Source organism: Cellulomonas sp. GbtcB1 (assembly GCF_019091725.1).
In the GTDB taxonomy this organism is placed as follows: Bacteria; Actinomycetota; Actinomycetes; order Actinomycetales; family Cellulomonadaceae; genus Cellulomonas.
Genome location: NZ_JAGXJG010000037.1, coordinates 1 through 19,271, shown reverse-complemented (window position 1 = coordinate 19,271; position 19,271 = coordinate 1). Strand labels below are relative to the sequence as shown.

15 protein-coding genes are annotated in these 19,271 nt (G+C 78.0%); 12 read left to right on the top strand and 3 right to left on the bottom strand.

All coding sequences use genetic code 11. The features are described 5' to 3' along the window. Window positions 1-102: 102 nt before the first annotated feature. Window positions 103-1,167 carry a histidinol-phosphate transaminase gene (gene hisC, locus KVT14_RS13525; protein WP_217616145.1) on the bottom strand — a complete coding sequence of 355 codons (1,065 nt, stop codon included), beginning with the start codon at window positions 1,165-1,167 and terminating at the stop codon, window positions 103-105. 113 nt (window positions 1,168-1,280) lie between these two features. On the opposite strand from hisC, the gene KVT14_RS13520 reads away from it, so the two are divergent. The 3 genes from KVT14_RS13520 (at window position 1,281) to KVT14_RS13510 (ending at window position 4,764) form a co-directional block, all read left to right on the top strand. Then, window positions 1,281-1,664 (top strand): phage holin family protein, encoded by a 384-nt coding sequence (locus KVT14_RS13520; protein ID WP_217616144.1) that lies wholly within the window; start codon window positions 1,281-1,283, stop codon window positions 1,662-1,664. A gap of 175 nt (window positions 1,665-1,839) precedes the next feature. Continuing rightward, window positions 1,840-3,111 (top strand): hypothetical protein, encoded by a 1,272-nt coding sequence (locus tag KVT14_RS13515; protein ID WP_217616143.1) that lies wholly within the window; start codon window positions 1,840-1,842, stop codon window positions 3,109-3,111. A 108-nt stretch (window positions 3,112-3,219) separates the two neighbouring features. Next, window positions 3,220-4,764 carry a chaplin family protein gene (locus KVT14_RS13510; protein ID WP_217616142.1) on the top strand — a complete coding sequence of 515 codons (1,545 nt, stop codon included), beginning with the start codon at window positions 3,220-3,222 and terminating at the stop codon, window positions 4,762-4,764. A 190-nt stretch (window positions 4,765-4,954) separates the two neighbouring features. Here the strand turns inward: KVT14_RS13510 and KVT14_RS13505 are convergent, their stop codons facing one another. Continuing rightward, window positions 4,955-6,511 (bottom strand): methyl-accepting chemotaxis protein, encoded by a 1,557-nt coding sequence (locus KVT14_RS13505; protein ID WP_217616141.1) that lies wholly within the window; start codon window positions 6,509-6,511, stop codon window positions 4,955-4,957. A 258-nt stretch (window positions 6,512-6,769) separates the two neighbouring features. Here KVT14_RS13505 and purB point away from each other — a divergent pair, with 258 nt between their 5' ends. Continuing rightward, window positions 6,770-8,236, top strand: coding sequence for an adenylosuccinate lyase (purB, locus tag KVT14_RS13500; protein WP_217616140.1), 1,467 nt, complete (start codon window positions 6,770-6,772; stop codon window positions 8,234-8,236). Between the two features lie 119 nt (window positions 8,237-8,355). Here purB and KVT14_RS13495 read toward each other — a convergent pair whose 3' ends face one another. After that, window positions 8,356-9,609, bottom strand: coding sequence for a glutamyl-tRNA reductase (locus KVT14_RS13495; protein WP_217616163.1), 1,254 nt, complete (start codon window positions 9,607-9,609; stop codon window positions 8,356-8,358). 52 nt (window positions 9,610-9,661) lie between these two features. On the opposite strand from KVT14_RS13495, the gene hemE reads away from it, so the two are divergent. From hemE to KVT14_RS13455, 8 genes are all read left to right on the top strand, one after another. After that, the gene (hemE, locus tag KVT14_RS13490) at window positions 9,662-10,816 is read left to right on the top strand and encodes a uroporphyrinogen decarboxylase (RefSeq protein WP_217616139.1); all 1,155 of its coding nucleotides are present in this window, start codon (window positions 9,662-9,664) and stop codon (window positions 10,814-10,816) included. A gap of 52 nt (window positions 10,817-10,868) precedes the next feature. Beyond that, window positions 10,869-12,386 (top strand): NAD(P)/FAD-dependent oxidoreductase, encoded by a 1,518-nt coding sequence (locus tag KVT14_RS13485; protein WP_217616138.1) that lies wholly within the window; start codon window positions 10,869-10,871, stop codon window positions 12,384-12,386. 66 nt (window positions 12,387-12,452) lie between these two features. Continuing rightward, on the top strand, window positions 12,453-13,439 hold the full coding sequence (gene hemC / locus KVT14_RS13480) for a hydroxymethylbilane synthase (RefSeq protein ID WP_217616137.1): 987 nt from the start codon (window positions 12,453-12,455) through the stop codon (window positions 13,437-13,439). Beyond that, window positions 13,436-14,377, top strand: coding sequence for a uroporphyrinogen-III synthase (locus tag KVT14_RS13475; protein ID WP_217616136.1), 942 nt, complete (start codon window positions 13,436-13,438; stop codon window positions 14,375-14,377). The genes hemC and KVT14_RS13475 overlap by 4 nt, the downstream gene beginning before the upstream one ends. After that, window positions 14,374-15,423: a porphobilinogen synthase gene (gene hemB / locus KVT14_RS13470; protein WP_217616135.1), complete on the top strand. Its 1,050-nt coding sequence runs from the start codon at window positions 14,374-14,376 to the stop codon at window positions 15,421-15,423. The genes KVT14_RS13475 and hemB overlap by 4 nt, the downstream gene beginning before the upstream one ends. A gap of 5 nt (window positions 15,424-15,428) precedes the next feature. Next, window positions 15,429-16,757, top strand: coding sequence for a glutamate-1-semialdehyde 2,1-aminomutase (gene hemL / locus KVT14_RS13465; RefSeq protein WP_308161068.1), 1,329 nt, complete (start codon window positions 15,429-15,431; stop codon window positions 16,755-16,757). Between the two features lie 368 nt (window positions 16,758-17,125). Then, window positions 17,126-17,839 carry a SipW-dependent-type signal peptide-containing protein gene (locus KVT14_RS13460; RefSeq protein ID WP_217616133.1) on the top strand — a complete coding sequence of 238 codons (714 nt, stop codon included), beginning with the start codon at window positions 17,126-17,128 and terminating at the stop codon, window positions 17,837-17,839. A gap of 14 nt (window positions 17,840-17,853) precedes the next feature. After that, complete coding sequence (locus tag KVT14_RS13455) at window positions 17,854-19,191, top strand: signal peptidase I (protein WP_217616132.1); 1,338 nt, start codon at window positions 17,854-17,856, stop codon at window positions 19,189-19,191. Window positions 19,192-19,271 lie beyond the last annotated feature (80 nt).

Here is a 19,271-nt window from a genome sequence, read left to right as displayed (position 1 = left end):
CTGCGCTCGTCGCAGCATAGGCGAGCGGGCGGCGGCCGCGCGGTGGGACCCACCCGCGACGACGCCGCGTGACCTGCGGACTCGCCCGGGCGGGCGCCCCGGTCAGTGACGAAGGTCGCGCGCGACCCGCAGGACGACGTCGGTCGCCTCGGGCTCGCCGACGCTGATCCGGACGCCGTCGCCGGCGAACGGCCGCACGAGCACGCCCGCCGCCGTCGCCGCCTCGGCGAACCGCGCGGTGCCGTCGCCGAGCGCCAGCCAGACGAAGTTCGCCTGGCTGTCCGGGACGTCCCAGCCGTGCTCACGCAGGCCGGCCAGCAGCCGGGTCCGCTCCCGCACGATCCCGTCCACGCGCTCGAGGAGCTCGCCCCGCGCGCGCAGCGACGCCACGCCGGCGAGCTGGGCCAGGTGCGACACCCCGAACGGGGTCGAGGCCGCGCGGATGCCCGCGGCGAGGCGGGCGTCGGCGACCGCGTAGCCGACCCGCAGCCCCGCCAGGCCGTAGGCCTTCGAGAACGTCCGCAGCAGGACGACGTTCGGGTGCGCGGCCAGCACGGCCAGCCCGTCCGGGGCCTGCGGGTCGCGCACGAACTCCACGTACGCCTCGTCGAGCACCACGAGCACGTCCCGCGGCACGGCGGCCAGGAACGCCTCGAGCTCGTCGGCCTGCACGGCGGGCCCGGTCGGGTTGTTCGGCGTGCACACCAGCACCACGCGGGTCCGCTCCGTCACCGCCGCCGCGAGCGCCGGCAGGTCCAGCCGGCCGTCCGCCCCGACCGGCACCGGGACGCCCGTCGCGCCCGCGAGGGTCACCGCGATCGGGTACGCCTCGAACGACCGCCAGGGGTGCACCACCTCGTCGCCCGCGTCGCAGAACGCCGCGAGCACGTGGCCCAGCACGGCCACGGAGCCGCAGCCCGCGACCACCTGGTCGGCCTGCACGCCCAGGTGGTCCGCGACCGCCTCGACGAGGTCGGTGGCGTACATGTCCGGGTACCGGTTCACGTCCACCGCGCCGTCCGCGATCGCTGCCACCACCGACGGCAGCGGCGGGTAGGGGTTCTCGTTCGACGACAGCTTGAACGCGGCCGCGCCGACGGGGACGCGGGCGCCCGGGACGTACGGGGGCAGGCTCGCGAGGGCGGGGCGCAGGGGCACGTGCTTCACGCCGCCAGGATGCCACCGCGCAGACCTCGTCGGGACGGGCGGTCGCGGGGTGGTCGGCGGGGCGCCGCGCGACGGGGCTGCCGCGGTGGCGGACCGGATGGCAGGATCGGCGCATGAGCTTCGTGCTGCGGGTCCTGATCAGCGGCGTCGCCCTGTGGCTGGCCGAGGTGCTGCTGCCGGGCATCTCGATCGTCGGCGCCGACAGCACGTGGGGGCGGATCGGCGTGATCCTCGCGGTCGCGCTGGTGTTCGGGATCGTCAACGCGATCGTGAAGCCGATCGTCAACATCATCTCGATCCCGCTGTACATCCTCACGCTGGGCCTGTTCACGCTGGTCGTCAACGCGCTGATGCTCATGCTCACCGCCTGGATCACCGAGCAGACCGACTGGGGCCTGCGGATCGACGACTTCGGCGACGCGTTCGTCGGCGCGCTCATCGTCTCCGTGGTGTCCTTCGCGCTGAGCGTCGCGATCCCGCGCAGCCGCGACCGCTGAGCCGTGCCGCGCGGCGCCGTCTGGCGTCGTCGCTGGTCAGCGCCGCGCGGTCACCCGGACGGGCGATATCACCCGCCCCCATCTGTTGCCTGCTCCGCCGGGCGCTCCTACCGTCGACGGGGTCAGGGCCCGCCAGAGACGGTGGGCCCGCCGGGGAGACTCAGGGGGAGTCGCCATGACAGCGCGACCGGGTGCCGCACAGCGTGCGCGCTCGCTCGCGTCGCGATGGGCCCGTCGGGGCCTGTACGCGGCGGGCGGGCTGACGCTCGCCGGTGCCGCCATGGTCGCGCTCGCCCCCGCCGCCTCCGCCGACGAGGCGCCGCCGCCCTCCTCCGGGCCCGTCTCCTCGCTGCTCGGCGGGGTCGGGGACCTGGTCGGCTCGGTCGCGCAGCCCGTGACGGAGCAGGTCGTGGCGCCCGTGGTGCAGGCGGTGCTGCCGCCGGCCGCGGCGACCCCGCCGACCCCCGCACCGGCCGCTCCCCCGCACCCGGGACCAGCCGCGCCGGCGCCCGCCGACCCCGGACCCGCCGCGCCGGCGGCCCACGCCGAGCACCCCGACACCCCCGCGGCCGAGGTCGTCGCCTCGACGCCCGCGGTGACGACCCCCGCGGCCGAGGCGCCCGGGCTGGTGGGCGCGGTGACCTCCGCGCTGGGCGACCAGGTCGTCGCACCTGTCGTCGACGCGGCCGCGCCGCTGGTCGACGGCCTGGCCGGTGGCGTCGTGGCGCCGGTCGCGCAGGCGACCGAGCCGCTGGCGCCGGTCCTCGGCCCGGTGACCTCCGTCGTGGTGGCCCCGGTCGCCGAGACGGTCCTCGCCCCGGTGCTCACCGCGATCGCCCCGGCGGTCACGCCGCTCGCCCCCGCCCTCACGCCCGTGGTCGCCCCTGTGGTCACCGGCGTGCTCGACCCGGTGCTCGGCGGGCTCGGCGGGACGCCGGTGGGCGACGCCCTCGCGCCGGTGGTGGGCGTCCTGCGCCCGGTGACCGACACCCTGGTGCCGCCGACCGTCACGCCCCCGACCGCCCCCGCGGCGCCCGGTGCCGTGGACGCCGCCACCGCGGACCCCGCGCACCTGGCAGCCGTGCTGCCCTGGGCCGGCGCCGGCCTCCTGGTGGACGCGCCGTCCGGCACCGGCACGGCCCCGTCCGCCGCCGCGGCTCCCGCCGACGCGGTCCTCCCGGCCGCCGGCGGCACCGACGACGCCGCCCGGTCCGCGTCTTCTCCGGTCGGCGGCGGCGACCGCCCGGTGCCGCCGGCGCCCAGCGCCCCGGCCCCGTCCGGCACCGGCTCCGCCGGCAGCCCGCTGCGCACCCCCGCCGGCCAGGACGTCCTGGCGGTCCTCACGACTCTCGCGCTGGTCCTGGGCGGGTCGCGGCTCCTCGCCGCCGCCCGCGACCGCGTCGAGCTCCCGCTCCGTCTCCGCGACGTCCCCGTCTTCCCCGCCTGAGTCGGGCCCCGGCGCCCGCGGCACCCGTGCCGCCGCGCCACACGGGCCCTCGCGCCGCACGCCGGCGCACCGACTCAGAAGCAGGGGAAGACCACCATGCACAGGAACATGAGGCGAGCGGTCCACACCGCTCTGCTGACCGGCGGCCTCGTCGTCGCCGGGGCCGTGTCGGCCTACGCCGCCGACGACGACGGCCTGCTGTCCGGCCTCGGCATCGAGGCACCCGTCGACGTCTCCGTGGACGTGACCGGCCTCGCCGCCGGCGTCCTCGGCGACGCGACGACGACCACGGCGCCCGCCGCGGCCGCACCCGCCGCGCCGGCGGCGTCCGCTCCGACGGCCTCCGTCGGCGGCGGCAGCACCGACGGGGTGGCGTCCGGCACCGCCGTGGCCGCCCCCGTGAGCGTCCCCGTGGACGTCTCGACGGTCGCCGTGGGGGTGCTCGGCGACGCGACCGCGACCGCACCTGCGGCCGCTCCGGCCGCACCCGCCGCCGCGCCGACCGCCACGGTCGAGGGCGGGGACGCCGACGGCATCGCCTCCGGGACCGGGGTCGCGGCTCCGATCAGCGTCCCGGTGGACGTCGACGGCGTCGCGCTGGGGGTGCTGGGCGACGCCACGACGTCGTCCACCGGCACCGCCGCGACTCCCACGGGCAGCGGCGCCGACGCTCCGGCCGCCACCGTCGGCGGCGGGGATGCCGAGGGCATCGCCTCGGGCACCTCGGTGGCTGCACCGATCAGCATCCCGGTCACCGTCGGGGACGTCGCGCTCGGCGTGCTGGGCGACGCCACGACGTCGTCCACCGGCACCGGCACCGGCGGTACCACCGGCGCCCCGACCGCCGAGGTCGGCGGCGGCGACTCCGACGCCCCGCTCGCGGGCACCGGCGTCGCGGCCCCGATCAGCGTCCCGGTCACCGTCGGCGACGTCGCGCTCGGCCTCCTCGGCGACGCGAGCACCACCTCCACCGGCACCGGTCCGGAGGGCACCCCCGGTGCGCCGACCGCCGAGGCCGGCACCGGCGACTCCGACGGCATCGCCTCCGCCACCGCCGTCGCCGCGCCGATCAGCATCCCGATCACCGTCGGGGACGTCGCGCTCGGCCTCCTCGGCGACGCGGCCACCACGTCGACCGGCACCTCGGGCACCGGGACCGACGCCCCGACCGCCGAGGTCGGCGGCGGCGACTCCGACGGCCTGCTGACCGGTATCGGCATCTCGCTGCCGATCTCCGTGCCGGTCTCGATCGGCGACGTCGCGCTCGGCGTCGTCGGCGAGGCCGCGGTCGTCGAGCCGGGCACGGGCACGGGCACGGGCACCGACCCCGGTACCACCGAGCCGGGTACGACCGACCCCGGCACCACCGAGCCGGGCACCACGGACCCGGGCACGACCGACCCCGGCACCACCGGCACGGCGACCGGGACCGACGACGGCACCACCGCCGCCACCGGCGTCGCCTTCAGCTCCGAGGTCCTCGCCGCGGCCGACCTGGCCGCCGCCCTGGACCGCTCGGCCGCCACGGCGGTGACGGTGCCGGCCGCGCTGGCCCCGACGGGGGCTCCGGCCGCCCTGACGGTGCTGGCCGCGCTCGGCCTGGTGGGCCTCGGCCTGCTGCTCCGCCGGATCCCGCGGGTGGTGCTCACCTGACCGCCCGCCACTGAACCCGTCGGCCGGCGGCGGATGCGGGTCCTCCGCCGGCCGACGGACCCGAGGTCCTCGGACCCCGCAGCTCGGGGCGGCTCTCGCTGACGCCGACCCCGGAACCGAAGGAAGGGAGTGGAACCGGCCACCGCGGCCGGCGACGGGTGCGGGCCCGTCGCCGGACCGCGGCACGGCGTCAGGAGGCGCGGAAGGACCGCGCCATCTCGCGCTGCTCGTCGAGCACCTCACCGATCCGGGCCTGGACCTCGTCCATGCGCCGGATCGTCGTGCTGACCGACTCGATGCCCCGGGACACCGCCGCGGTGTTCGCCTGGATGTCCGCGACCTGCTGCTCGACGCGGGAGGTCGCGGTCGAGGTGCCGCCGGCGAGGTCCTTCACCTCGGTGGCGACGACCGCGAACCCGCGACCTGCCTGCCCGGCTCGGGCGGCCTCGATCGTGGCGTTCAGCGCCAGCAGGTTGGTCTGGTCGGCGATCGACGAGATGACCCGGATGACGTCCCCCACGGCGGAGGACGAGGCCTCGAGCGTGCGGACCTCCTCGGCCATGGCGGCGGTCTGCGCGACGGCCTCCTCGGCGACCCGGACGGCCTCGGACGCGCTCTCCGACAGCCGCGCGACGCTGCCGAGGAGCGCCTCGGACGCGGCGCGGTCCCGCTCGGCCGCCCGGAGGATGTCGACCCGCTGGGACACCAGGCGCGCCACGTTGCGCAGCGAGCCGCGGCGGCTGTCGGTGAGCTCGATGGTCTCGGTGGTGAAGAAGTCCATCGTCCCGAGGACCTCGTCGCCGACGACGACCGGGATGCACACCCCGGACCGGACGCCGGCGCGCTGCGCGGCGGGCGCCCGCACGCAGTCGGTGAGCTCGCCGAGGTCCCGGACGAACACCAGGTCCCGCGCGCGCCACGCGCGCCCGGCCAGGCCGACGCCCTCGGCGAAGCTCGCCGCGAGCGTGACCCGGCGGAACTCCTCGCCCGCGGTGCCGGACTCCACCTGGAACCGCAGCACCCGCGCCTCGGGGTCGACGGCCCAGTACGAGCCGTACTCCCAGCCGAACTCCTCGCGCACCGTGTCGAGGGCGACGCGCAGCGCCTGCTCCTCCTCGGTGCACTGCCCGACCTTGGCGACCGAGGTCGTCACCGCCTGCTGGTCGCGCGCGACCTGCGCGATCTCGTCGGCGGCGCGCCGCGCCTCGAGGGCCTGCGACACCGTCCGCGCGAGCACGTCGAGCACGAGCACCTGCGCGGGCCCCTCCCCGCGGCGCTCCGTGGACAGGAAGTCGAGCACCGCCACGACCTCGCCGTGGTGCCACAGCGGCATCGTCATCGCCCCGCGGGCGCCGGCCCGCAGGAACGCCTCGCCGCGGGCGCAGTTGGTGTCGTGCTCCCGGAGGTCGGCGACCGGCAGCACCCCGTCGCGCTGCCAGGCGAGCCCGCACAGCCCGACGCCCTTCGGCATCCGGTAGCCGGGGGTCATCTCGGTCAGCTCGCGGGACAGGTGCCCCGACTGGGCGACGAACTCCAGCGCGCGCTCGCCCGGGTCCACCCGCCAGGCCGACGCGTAGTCGAACCCGAGCGCGGCGCGGATCGTCTCGACGATGTCGCCGAGCCCGCCGCAGCCCGCCGACGTCCCCAGCGCCCGGACGACGTCGTCCAGCGCCCGGAGCTCGCGCTCCGCCTCGATGCCCGGCGCCGGCTCGGCCTCCCGGCCCCGCCGTCCCCTCAGACCCGCCATGTCGTACCCCTCGCTGCTGTGCCCGCGCGCCCCTGCGTCTGCTCCGCACGGCTCCCCTGAGTGGCCTCCGCATCGGCAGCGACGGCCGCCGCGTGAGGGTTCGAGCGAGCGCTCTCCCCGTCCGGGCGCGCGGCGTCACCCGCGCGTGCGCACCTCCGGGGCCGCGCGCGGTCGCCTGACCTGCCCCGACGGGCGAGCACGGTCCGCAGGGCGTCGGCCGCGGATCACCCGATCGCCCGTCGTGGGAGGATGCGGCCCATGCCCGCGCACGAGAGCAGCCCGTCCGCCGCGCCCGTCGCCCGCACGTCGCTCGCCGACGTCGAGCCGCCGATCGCCCTCGGCCCGCTGGACGGCCGGTACCGCCGGGCCGTCGCGCCCCTGGTCGACCACCTGTCCGAGGCGGCGCTGAACCGCGAGCGGGTGCACGTCGAGGTCGAGTGGCTGATCCACCTGACCACCCACGGCGTGGTCCCGGGCGCCCCGGCGCTCTCCGACGCGGAGCAGGCGTACCTCCGGGCGGTCGTCACGGGGTTCGGCGCCGACGACGTCGCGCGGCTGGCCGAGATCGAGCGGACCACCGTGCACGACGTGAAGGCCGTCGAGTACTTCCTCAAGGAGAAGATCGCCGCGGCGCCGACGGTGCTCGGCGCGGGCACCGTGCTGCCGTCGGTCTCCGAGCTCGTGCACTTCTGCTGCACCAGCGAGGACATCAACAACCTGTCGTACTCGCTCATGGTGCGCGGGGCCGTGCAGGACGTGTGGCTGCCGGCAGCCTCGGGACTGGTCGACGACCTCGCCGCCCTGGCCCGCGACCTCGCCGACGTCCCGATGCTCGCTCTCACCCACGGCCAGCCCGCGACGCCCACCACCCTCGGCAAGGAGCTCGCCGTCCTCGCGCACCGGCTGCGCCGGCAGCTCCGCCGGGTCGGGAGCGCGGAGTACCTGGGCAAGCTCAACGGCGCGACCGGCACCTACGGCGCGCACGTGGTCGCGGTCCCGGGCGCCGACTGGCCGGAGGTCAGCCGCACGTTCGTCGAGCACCTGGGCCTGACCTGGAACCCGCTGACGACGCAGATCGAGTCGCACGACTGGCAGGCCGAGCTGTACGCCGACGTCGCGCGGTTCAACCGGGTGCTGCACAACCTCGCGACCGACGTGTGGTCCTACATCTCCCGGGGCGTGTTCACCCAGATCCCGGTCGCCGGTGCGACGGGCTCGTCGACGATGCCGCACAAGGTGAACCCGATCCGGTTCGAGAACGCCGAGGCCAACCTCGAGCTGTCCTGCGCCCTGCTGGACTCGCTCGGTGCGACCCTGGTGACGAGCCGGCTGCAGCGCGACCTCACCGACTCCACCACGCAGCGGAACATCGGCCCCGCGTTCGGGCACTCGCTGCTCGCGGTCGACAACGTGCGCCGCGGCCTCGCCGCGCTGTCGGTGGACCGGGACCTGCTGGCGCGCGAGCTCGACCAGAACTGGGAGGTCCTGGGCGAGCCCGTGCAGTCGGCGATGCGCGCGGCCGCGGTCGCGCGGGTCACCGGCATGGAGAACCCGTACGAGCGGCTCAAGGAGCTGACCCGCGGCCGCCGGCTCACGGCGGACGACATGCGCGAGTTCATCGCGGGCCTGGGCCTGCCGTCGGACGTCGAGTCGCGCCTCCAGGCGCTGACCCCGGCCGGCTACACGGGCCTGGCGGCGGACCTCCTCCGCTACCTGGACGCCTGACCCCGGCCCGGGCGCAGGGCGCCGCGTTCGGTACCTCCCGCCCGGTTCGGTGGCAGGAAGTGCCGAACTCGGCGGAAGGCACCGAACTCGCGCGGGCCGCGGGCGAGCCCGGGCGCGGGTCAGCGCGCCGGCGTCGACACGGCCGGGCGCGGGACCTCGACCGCGGCCAGCTCCGCCAGGGCGGCGGCGTACGCCGCGGCGTCGCCCGCGCGGGCGGCCTCGCGGGCGCGGACGGTCGGGGCGTGCAGCGCGGACCGCACCCGGCGGCGCAGCGCGCGGCCCTCGCGCTCGGGCAGGTCGTCGACGGCGAGCCCCAGCTCCTCCAGGACCCGGCGCCGCTCGGCCACGACCGGCGGGTTCCACTGCCGGGTGCGCAGGTCGCGCTCGAAGGTCGCGGCCTGCTCCTCGACCAGCGCGCGCGCCTCGGCGACGGTCGCGGAGTGCCCGTCGGGGGCGTGCTCGGCGACGGTGGTGAGGCTGACCAGCCGGACGCCGGGCAGCTCGCCGACGCCCGGGTCGACGTCGTGCTGGAGGGCGAGGTCGAGGACGGCCAGCGGGCGGGCGCCGAGGGCGGCCTCGGCGGACCGGGCCCGGATCAGCGCGTCGACGTCGAGGACCGCGCCGGAGGCGCCGCTGCACGCCACGACCAGGTCGACCCCGGCGAGGCTGGCCGCGAGGTCGTCGGTGGCGGCGGTGACCCCGCGCTGCGCGGCGAACTGGCCCGCGCGCCCGCTGGCCGAGTACACGAGCACGTCCTGGCAGCCGCGGGCCTTGAGCGCGGCGAGGCTCGCGCCGGCGTAGGAGCCGGTGCCGATGAGCAGGCAGCGGACGTCCGACCAGTCGGGCAGGCCGTCCTCGACCAGGTCGAGCGCGACGCCCACGACCGACCGGCCGGCGGCGCCCAGACCCGTGCGGCCCTCGACGGCGCGGGACGCGCGGGAGGCGGACTGGAACAGGCCCTCGAGGTCGGAGGTCGTGGTGCCGTCGCGGCGGGCGGCGGTGAGCGCCCGGCGGACCTGGCCCGCGATCTCCCGCTCCCCGACGACCATCGACTCCAGGCCGGAGGCGACGGCGAACAGGTGCTCGACGACCCGGGGGCCGGTGGCGGGGGCGAGCGCGTCCGCGACGCGCTCCGCGGTGTACCCGGAGCGGGCGGCGACCGTGCCGGCCACGGCGGTGCGGGCGGCGTCGGCGTCGGCCGCGTCGGCGACGTCCAGGTACAGCTCGAAGCGGTTGCAGGTCGCCAGGACGACCGCCCCCGCGATCGACTCCGAGGCCGTCACGATCTCCCGCCCGACGGCGTGGGTGTCGGCGGACAACCGCTCCAGCACGGACAGGTCGAGGTCGTGATGGCTGGCCACCAACGACAGCATCACCACGCCAAGAATTTAATCACTCCAGGGAAGACGGGGCACAATCGTCCCGATGTCGACTCCGTCACGCCCCGACGCGCCCGCGAGCGCCCCGGCGACCCCCACCCCCGCCCTCCCGTCGCTCCCCGACGGCACCGGCCTGCCCGCCGACCACCCGCTGGTGGACGGCCGCACGGCGCACGCGCCGCTGGTGGACGCGTACCGCGGCCGCACGCCGGACCGCCGCCCGGTGTGGTTCATGCGCCAGGCCGGCCGGTCGCTGCCGGAGTACCGGGAGGCCCGGAAGGGCACCGCGATGCTCGACGCCTGCCTCACCCCGGACCTGGCGTCGGAGATCACGCTGCAGCCGGTCCGCCGGCACGGTGTGGACGCGGCGATCTTCTTCTCCGACATCGTCATCCCGCTGCGCCTCGCGGGCGTGGACGTCGACATCCAGCCCGGCGTCGGCCCGGTGATGGGCTCCGCGGTGCGGACCGCGGACGACGTCGCGCGGCTGCGCGCCGAGCACCCGGCCGAGTCGCTGACCGCGGAGGTGCTGGCGCCGGTCGTCGAGGCCGTCCGGCTCACGACGGCCGCGCTCGGGTCGACCCCGCTGATCGGGTTCGCGGGCGCGCCGTTCACGCTCGCCGCGTACCTGGTCGAGGGCCGGCCGTCCCGCGACCACCTGGCCGCGCGCACCCTCATGCACGCGGACCCGGCGACCTGGGCCGCGCTGACGGAGTGGGCCGCCGACGTCACGGGCGCGTTCCTGCGGGCGCAGGTGCTCGCCGGCACCAGCGCGGCGCAGCTGTTCGACTCCTGGGCGGGCTCGCTCTCGCTCGCGGACTACACCGCCCGAGTGGCGCCCGCCTCGACCCGGGCGCTGGCGCACGTCGCCGACCTCGGCGTGCCGCGGGTGCACTTCGGCACGGGGACCGGCGAGCTGCTGGCCGCGATGCGGGACGTGGGCGCCGACGTGGTCGGCGTCGACCACCGGATCGGCCTCGACGAGGCGGTCCGCCGGCTCGACGGCCGCGTGCCGGTCCAGGGCAACGTCGACCCGGCGCTGCTCGCGGCTCCGTGGCCGGTGCTGGAGGCGCACGTGCGGGACGTCGTGGCGCGCGGCGCCTCGGCGCCGGGGCACGTGGTCAACCTGGGCCACGGCGTGCCGCCGGAGACCGACCCCGACGTGCTGACCCGCGTCGTGGCGCTGGTGCACGGGCTCTGAGGTAGGGGTCCGGTCCCACCCCCCGGTCACCGGGAGGCGGCAGGCTGGACGGATGAGGAAGGACGCGGACACGAACGACGACGACCGGGCGCCCGGCACCGCACGACCCGCCAACCCGGGGGCACCCCCGGGAACGGCCTGGGACGCGCTCGTCGTCGGTGGCGGCGTCGCGGGCCTCGTCGCCGCGCGCGAGCTGGCCCTCGCCGGCCTGCGCCCCCTGGTGCTCGAGGCGTGGGGGTCGCCCGGCGGCGTCGTGGGCCGGCACGAGGTGGACGGCCTGACCCTGGACGCCGGCGCCGAGTCGTTCGCGACCCGCGGCGGCGTCGTCGCCGCGCTCGCCGACGAGCTGGGGCTCGCCGACCGCGTGGTCACGCCCGAGCAGCACGGCGCGTGGGTGCGGCTGCCCGGCGGCGCCGGCCCGCTCCCCCGCACGGGGCTGCTGGGGATCCCGGCCGACCCGTGGGCGCCGGACGTCCGCCGCACGATCGGGCTCGCGGGCGCGCTGCGCGCCTCGCTCGACCGCATCCTGCCCGCGCGGGTCGGGACCGCGGACGGCACGACGCTCGGCGCCCTCGTGCGCGCCCGGGCCGGGCGGCGGGTGCTGGACCGGCTGGTCCGGCCGGTGGTGGCCGGCGTGCACGCGGCGGAGCCCGACGACGTCACGGCCGACGCCGTCGCCCCCGGACTCCTCGCCGCCGTGCGCCGTGAGGGGTCGCTCGCCCGCGGGGTGGCGGCGCAGCGCGCGCTCGCCCCGGCCGGCTCCGCGGTCGCGGGGTTCCGCGGCGGCCTGCACGTGCTGGTCGACGTGCTGGTGGCGGACGTCCGGGCGCGCGGCGGCGAGGTGCGCACCGGGGCGTCGGTCCGGTCGGTGACGCGCGACGCCGACGGGTTCGTCGTCGCCGTCGACGGACCGGACGGTGCCGCGACGCTCACCGCCCCGCGCCTGGTCGTCGCCACCCCCCGCGCCGTCGACCTGCTGGCCGGCGTCGCCCCGGGCGTGTCGGGGCTGACGACGGACCCGGGCGCGGACATCGTGCTCGTGACCCTCGTGCTGGACGCTCCGGAGCTCGACGCCGCCCCGCGCGGCACCGGCGTGCTGGTCGCCCGGGGCGTCGCCGGCGTGCGGGCCAAGGCGCTGACGCACGCGACGGCGAAGTGGGCGTGGCTCGCCGAGGCGGCAGGCCCCGGCCGGCACGTCGTGCGCCTGTCCTACGGCCGGGCCGGCGAGGACGGGGCGGACACGCTGCCGCGCGACCTCGACGCGCTGACCGACCTCGCGGTGCGGGACGCCGCGGCCGTGCTCGGCGTGCCCCTGCGTCCCGAGCAGGTCCGCGCCGCCGCCCGGGTCCGCTGGCGCCAGGGTCTGCCCGTCCCCAGCGCCGCGCACCGCCAGACCGTGCGGCGGGTCCGGGAGGCCGTCGCCGGCGTGGCCGGCCTCGCCGTGGTGGGCGCCTGGGTGTCCGGCAACGGCCTCGCGTCCGTCGTCCCCGACGCCCGCGCGACCGCGACGGCGCTCGCCTCGTCCACCCCGCCTGCCGACCCCGCTCGCACCCCACCCCCGGAGGCCTGACCCGTGCACCGCAGCCCACGACCCGCGGTTTCGACAGATCCGCGCGGGGTGGCCGAGACTGGGGACATGCCCCAGACGGTCCGGGTCGGCACCCGCGCGAGCGCGCTCGCCCTCACCCAGACGGGGCACGTGGCCGACGCGCTGACCGCGCTCGGCGCCGGCCCGCACGAGCTGGTGCGCGTCCGCACGGACGGCGACCGGCTCACCGGGTCCCTGGCCACCCTGGGCGGCACCGGCGTGTTCGTGACCGCGCTGCGGGACGCCCTCCTCGACGGCCGCTGCGACGTCGCGGTGCACTCGTTCAAGGACCTGCCGACCGCCGTGGCCCCCGGGCTCGTGGTCGCGGCGGTGCCGGTGCGCGAGGACCCGCGGGACGCCCTGTGCGCCCGCGACGGACGCACGCTGGCGACGCTGCCCGACGGCGCGGCGGTCGGCACCGGCTCCCCGCGGCGCGCGGCGCAGCTGCGGGCCGCGCGCCCCGACCTGCGGGTGGTCGACATCCGCGGCAACGTCGACACCCGGCTGCGCCGGATCGAGGACGACCTCGACGCGGTCGTGCTCGCCCGCGCGGGCCTGGCGCGGCTCGGCCGGCTGGACGCCGTCACCGACGCGCTGCCGTTCGACGTGATGACCCCGGCGCCGGCCCAGGGCGCGCTGGCGGTCGAGGTCCGCGCCGAGGACGCCGCCGCGGGCACCCCGCTCGCCCGGGCGCTCGCCGCCCTGGACCACCGGCCCACGCACCTGGCCGTGCTCGCCGAGCGCGCGCTGCTCAGCCGGCTCGAGGCGGGCTGCGCCGCCCCGGTGGGCGCGCACGCGCGGCTGGGCGCCGACGACGTGCTGGCGCTGGAGGCGGTGGTGCTCCGCACCGACGGCACCGAGGCGCTGCGCCGCACCGCGTCGACGACGCTGGCGGGCGGCGCGACGGGACCGGCCGACGCGGACCCCGGTGCGGCCGCCGGCCGGGTCGCGCTCGCCGCGGCCGCCCTCGGCACCCGGCTCGCCGAGGACCTGCTGGACGCGGGCGCCGCCGAGCTGGCGGAGCTGGGCGCGTGACGGGCGCCGACGGCGCCCCCGCGACCGCGCACGCCCTGGCCGCCGGACCGCTGGCCGGCCGGACCGTCCTCGTCCCGCGGGCAACCGAGGGACCGGACCCGCTGGTCATCGCCCTGCACGCGGCCGGCGCCGAGCCGCTGGTCGTCCCGCTGATCCAGACCGTCCCGCCGTTCGACCCCACCGAGCTCGACGACGCGCTGCTCGCGCTCGAGGTCGGCTACTACGGCTGGGTCGCGGTCACGAGCGCCGCGGCGGTGCCCGTGCTCGAGGACCGCGCGGAGGAGACCGGGCACACGCTCGCCGCGCTGCTCGACGGCGTCCGGGTGGCCGCCGTCGGCGGCAGCACCGCCCGGGCGCTGCGCGAGGCGGGCGTCCGGGTCGACCTGGTGCCGACCGGGCGGTCGTCCGCCGTCGCGCTGCTGGTGGCCTGGCCGGCCGCCGGCGAGGAGCCCGCCCGGGTGCTGCTGCCGCTCGGCGACCTCGCCGCGCCGACGATGGCCGAGGGCCTGGCCGCGCGCGGCTGGCCGGTCGACGTCGTCGTCACCTACCGCACCGTCCCCGGCCCGGCCCCCGAGCCGGAGGTGCGCGACGCGTACGCGGCCGGGCAGGTGGACGCGGTCCTGCTCACCTCGGGCAGCACCGCCCGCAACCTGCTCGCCATGCTCGGCGCCCCGCCCGCGGGCACACTGGTGTGCTGCATCGGCGACTCGACCGCGGCCGAGGCCCGGCGCGCCGGTCTGCCGGTGCACGCGGTCGCCGACGACCAGACCCCGGGCGGCCTCGTCGCCGCCCTCGCGCGCGCCGCCGCGGCGCGGGACGACGCCCAGGACGCGGGCGCCCCCACCGACGAGAGCCCGGCCGCGGCCCACCCCGCCGCGCCGGACGACACCCCCGCCGCCGCACCCCGGGCGGCCCACCCGGACGGAGAGCACGCATGACCGCACCCGCACCCGACACCCCGACCCTCCCGCTGTCCCCGGCCGCGGCCGTCGCCGCCGCGCGACCGGGCCGGGTCCGCCCGCGCCGGATGCGCGGCACCGCCGCCCTCCGCCGCTCCGTCAGCGAGGTGCGGCTGCACCCGGCGGACCTGGTGCTGCCGATGTTCGTCAAGGAGGGCCTGGACGAGCCGGCGCCGATCGCGTCGATGCCCGGCGTCGTCCAGCACACCCGCGACTCCCTGCGCCGGGCCGCCGCCGAGGCCGCCGCGGCCGGGGTCGCCGCCGTGAACCTGTTCGGCGTCCCGCTCACCCGGGACGCGGTCGGCTCCGGGGCGACCGACCCCGACGGCGTGCTCAACCGCGCGATCGCCGACGTCCGCGCCGAGGTCGGCGACGCGCTGGTGATCCAGGCCGACCTCTGCCTCGACGAGTTCACCGACCACGGCCACTGCGGCGTGCTCACCGCGGACGGCCGGGTGGACAACGACGCGACGCTCGAGCGGTACGCCGAGATGGCGCTGGTCCAGGCCGAGGCGGGCGCCCACGTGGTCGCGCCGAGCGGCATGATGGACGGCCAGGTCGGCGTGATCCGGGACGTCCTCGACGCCGCCGGCCGGGACGACGTGGCGGTGCTCGCCTACGCCGCGAAGTTCGCCAGCGTCCTCTACGGCCCGTTCCGCGACGCGGTGGAGTCGACCCTCGAGGGCGACCGCCGGACGTACCAGATGGACCCGGCGAACCGCCGCGAGGCGCTGCGCGAGGTCGCGCTCGACATCGAGGAGGGCGCCGACCTCGTCATGGTGAAGCCGGCGGGCGCGTTCCTGGACGTGCTGGCCGACGTCGCCGCCGTGAGCACCGTGCCGGTCGCGGCGTACCAGGTGTCGGGCGAGTACGCGATGGTCGAGGCCGCCGCCGCGCAGGGCTGGCTGGACCGCCGCCGCGCGATCACGGAGTCCGTGCTCGGCATCCGCCGCGCGGGCGCCGACCAGGTGCTGACGTACTGGGCCGTCGAGCTGGCCCACTGGCTGCGGGAGGAGTGGCGGTGACCGGGGTGACGAGCACGGGTACGTCGACGAACGAGGGGCTGTTCGACCGGGCACGGGGCGTCGTGCCCGGCGGCGTGAACTCGCCGGTGCGCGCGTTCGGCTCCGTCGGCGGGGCGCCGCGGTTCCTGGCCTCGGCGAGCGGCGCGTACGTCACGGACGTCGAGGGCCGCGAGTACGTCGACCTCGTCGGCTCCTGGGGGCCCGCTCTCCTGGGGCACGCGCACCCGGAGGTCGTCGAGGCGGTCCGCGAGGCGGCCGGCCGGGGTCTGAGCTTCGGCGCGCCCACGCTCGCCGAGGTGGAGCTCGCCGAAGCGGTCCGCGCCCGGGTGCCCGCCGTCGAGCGGCTGCGCCTGGTGTCCACCGGCACCGAGGCGACGATGACCGCGATCCGGCTGGCCCGCGGCGTGACCGGCCGGGACACCGTCGTGAAGTTCGCCGGGCTGTACCACGGGCACTCCGACGGCCTGCTGGCCGCCGCGGGCTCCGGCCTCGCGACGTTCGCGCTGCCCGGCTCGGCCGGGGTCCCCGCGGCGATCGCGGCGGAGACGATCGTGCTGCCGTACAACGACGTCGCCGCCGTCGAGGCGGCGTTCGCCGAGCACGGCACCCGGATCGCCGCGGTGATCACCGAGGCCGCCCCCGCGAACATGGGCGTCGTCCCGCCGGAGCCCGGGTTCAACGCCGCGCTGTCCCGGATCACCCGCGAGCACGGCGCCCTGCTGATCCAGGACGAGGTGCTGACCGGGTTCCGCGTCGGCCCGGCCGGCTGGTGGGGCCTCGAGGCGGCGCGCGAGGGCTGGTCGCCCGACCTGCTGACGTTCGGCAAGGTCGTCGGCGGCGGCATGCCGGTCGCCGCGCTCGGCGGCCGCGCCGAGGTGATGGACGCGCTCGCGCCGGTCGGGCCGGTGTACCAGGCGGGCACGCTGTCCGGGAACCCGGTCGCCGTCGCGGCCGGCCTGGCGACGCTGCGGCTCGCCGACGACGCGGTGTACGCGGCCGTCGACCGGGCGTCCGCGGTGCTGCGCGCGGCCGTGGACGAGGCGCTGACCGCCGTCGGCCTGCCGCACGCCGTGCAGAACGCCAGCAACCTGTTCAGCACGGTGCTGGGCACCGACGCGGGGGCGCGGGACTACGCCCAGATGCTCGCGACGGAGTCGTGGCGGTACCCGGCGTTCTTCCACAGCCTGCTGCGCGACGGGGTGTACGCCCCGCCGTCCGCCTTCGAGGCGTGGTTCGTGTCCGCCGCGCACGACGACGCGGCGCTCGCCCGCGTCGTCGAGGCGCTGCCCGCGGCGGCCCGCGCCGCGGCGGAGGCCGTTCCCCCGGCCGCGTGACGTCGATCACCGCGCCGCCGGGCCCTCTCGGTCGGGCGGCGCGGTGACCTGCGCCTTCACGGCGCCTGGAGTTCTCACCCCCGCGGCGCGGACGCGCGTCACCCGGACGGACCACGACGACCGCGGGCCGTTGACCTGCGGCGACGCCGGGCCTCACCCGTTCGGGGCAGGACATTTCGGGCATTCTCGGCGACATTCCCGACAAAGCGGATAGATCGCGCAGACCAGTTGCGCGCAAGTCCGTCCGTGCTCATCCTGGTGCCACGACGCGCGGCAGGGGGCTGGAGCGTCGACGTCCCGCGTGGCCCATCGGGCCCGGGACCCGCGGCGTGCAGGGGGCACAGCCGCCACTCAGGGGGTACTGGACCATGTCCGCAGACCAGACGACGCGCGCCCACGACGAGACGACCGAGGTCCGCCGGACGCGCGACCGCCGCTCCCGCGGCAGGCTCCGCGCCGTCCTGGCCGGTGCCGGCGTGCTCGGCATCGGCGCCGCGGTGACGCTCGCCGCGTGGACCGACACGGAGTGGATCTTCGGCGGGACCGACGATGACGGCACGCCGATCGGGACCACGGTGTTCGAGATCCAGCAGAACGTCTACGACGGCCAGAGCTTCCAGAACCGCGAGAACTGGCCGACCGACGCCACCGCGGGCCGGCTGAACTTCACCGTCGCCGCCGCCTCGCTGTCGCCGGGTGCCGTCGTGTACGCGCCGATGCAGCTCCGCGCGGCACCCGGCTCCGTCGGCGGCACCGTCGTGCTGAACGCGGCCCAGCAGGGGACGGGCACCGACCCGGGCCTGTTCGGCGCGCTGGTCTACCAGGCCCGCACCGGCGTCACGCAGGCGAACTGCAACGCCGCCGGGATCTCCGGGGGCACCGCGCTCGCGCCCGCGAGCACCCCGCTCGGCACCGGCGGCTCCGCGTCGTTCACCGTCGCGGGCGCGCCGGACGCGACCACGGCCGGGACCCCGGTCGACGTCTGCTTCCAGATCACGATGCCGGCCACGGCCACGGGCGACGCGCTGCAGGGCAAGGCCGTCGTCCCGGTGTGGAGCTTCACGGCGACCTCGCAGTCCTGACCCCGGGGCGCCCCGTGACCGGCTCGCACGCGGCGCGGCCGACGGCGGCCCGGTCCCGGCAGCGGGCCGCCGACCTCGGCCGCGAGGTGCTGCTCACCGCGGCCGCGCTGTTCGGCGCGGTCTGCCTGGTGCTCGTGGTGCTCGTCGCCACCCTCGACCTCGGGGTGATCGTGTTCCGCACGGGCTCGATGAGCCCGACGATCCCCACCGGCGCGGCCGCCCTCGTGCGGACGACGCCCGCGGACGAGGTCGAGGTCGGCGACGTGGTCACGGTGCCGGCGCCCGTCGGCGACCTCCCGGTGACGCACCGCGTCATCCACATCGAGACCCTCGACGACGGCACGACGCGGCTCCGGCTGCGCGGCGACGCCAACGACAGCGAGGACCCGTTCCCGTACGACGTCACGGAGGTGCGCCGAGTGGTCGCCTCCGCGCCCGGCGTCGGGTACGCCCTCGTGCGGATGGGCGAGCCGAAGGCCCTCGCGGCCGTGACGGTGGGCGTCGCGCTGCTGGTCGGCTGGGCGCTGTGGCCGCGCGAGCGGCGGGAGCGCACCCCCCGCCGTCGGCGCCGCGCCCCGGCGGGGGCGCTCGCCGTGGCGGCCCTCGCCGCCGCCGCCCTGCAGGTCGCCCACCCGGCGCCCGCGGCGGCCGAGGTGACCCCGCCGCCCGGGGGCTTCGAGCAGCCGGGCGCGGGCGACGGCCTGCTGGCGCTCTCCTCGTCGCTGCCCGCGGGCGACCGGTGGGAGCTGTCCCCCGGCACCGACCTGGCGTGGCGCGTCGACTCCGCGGTCCGCGAGCCGGCGGACGCCGCCGGCGCCCGCGGCACGCTCTGGGTGAGCCTGCTCGCGACCGGCCCGCTCGTCGAGCGCGGCGGCGTCGCCCTCGTCCTGCAGCTCTGCGACGGCGGGTGGGCCGCCGACGGCCTCACCTGCCCGGGCGGTGCGCGCGAGGTGCCCGCGACCGTCGCGGGCGGCACCGCCCGCGTGGACCGCGCGGAGGTCGGCGCCGTGGAGACGGGCCGCGGCCAGGGGGTCGTCGTGCGCGTGCGCGTGCCGGCCGGGCTCGCCGACGACTACCAGGGGCTCGACATGACGCTCGGCCTGCGGTTCGACGCGTTCGGGGAGGAGTTCTTCCTCAGCGACGTGCTCGCCGCGGCCGACGACGAGTCCGGGGCCGGCGCCACGAGCGACGTGCTCGGGGTGACCGGCGCCGACCTCCGCCCGGCCCTGTGGGCCGCCTTCGCCCTGCTCACGGGCTGGTCGGCGGTCGCGTGGTCGCGCGCGCGGCGGCGGGCGGGCCACGCGGTCGCCGCCGCGGACGCGCCGGAGGAGGTGGCTCACGGTGCGCCCTGACGCCGTCCACCCAGCCGCGCAGGAACCCGGCCAGCAGCCCGAGGGCCGAGCCGACCACCAGCCCGACGACGACCGCGAGC